This is a genomic window from Helicobacter equorum (assembly GCF_900198655.1).
In the GTDB taxonomy this organism is placed as follows: Bacteria; Campylobacterota; Campylobacteria; order Campylobacterales; family Helicobacteraceae; genus Helicobacter_F; species Helicobacter_F equorum.
Genome location: NZ_FZPO01000085.1, coordinates 1 through 981, shown reverse-complemented (window position 1 = coordinate 981; position 981 = coordinate 1). Strand labels below are relative to the sequence as shown.

Here is a 981-nt window from a genome sequence, read left to right as displayed (position 1 = left end):
TTTGATCTTAACAAAATCAAGTATCAATGGGCATATACATTATGGAAGAAAATGCTTGCAAATACTTGGTTTCCCGAAGAAGTAAATATGAATGCCGATAAGCGGGATTATAACGGAGGTCTTACGCCTCAAGAAAAGCTTGGTTATGATAGGGCATTAGCGCAACTTATTTTTATGGATTCATTGCAGACAAATAATCTCATAGATAATGTTAATCCCTATGTGACTAGCCCAGAGATAAATCTCGTGCTTGTACGTCAAGCGTATGAGGAGGCTTTGCATTCTCAAAGTTATGCAGTAATGGTAGAATCTATTTCAGCAAATACTGATGAAATTTATAATATGTGGCGTGTGGATATGCAGTTGCGACACAAGAACGATTATATTGCAAATGTGTATTTGGATCTTTCAAAAAATCCTACAGAACATAATCTTCTTAAGGCTATGTTTGCCAATCAGATTTTAGAGGGGATTTATTTTTATAGTGGATTTTGTTATTTTTATACATTGGCACGCAGTGGTAAAATGCTAGGTAGTGCGCAAATGATACGTTTTATCCAACGCGATGAAGTTACGCATCTTATATTGTTTCAAAATATGATTAATTCTTTGCGTAAGGAACGCGATGACCTCTTTACAGATAGTCTAGAAGAGGAAGTCATAGAGCTTTTTAGAAAAGCAGTAGAGGTAGAAACAGCGTGGGGAGAATACATAACACAAGGACAGATTCTAGGACTTACAAGCGAGATTATAGGGCAATATATTCAATATCTTGCCGATGAGCGTTTATATAGAGTAGGATTTCCTAAGCTTTATAATGTGTCTCATCCTATCAAATGGGTGGATCAATTTAGTAGCTTTAATGACCAAAAGACGAATTTCTTTGAGGCTAAGGTGACAAATTACGCAAAAGGGAGTATAGATTTCGATGATTTCTAAAACATTGTATGCACTGCAGGTAAAAATTGGGACAGATTTTGA

The 981-nt window shown here is 35.8% G+C and carries 1 protein-coding gene; it reads left to right on the top strand.

The annotated features are described in order from the left end of the window. Positions 1-939, top strand: a 939-nt coding sequence (locus C6H22_RS08475; protein WP_104694821.1) for a ribonucleotide-diphosphate reductase subunit beta, incomplete at its 5' end; no start/stop codon positions are given. Positions 940-981: the final 42 nt, after the last annotated feature.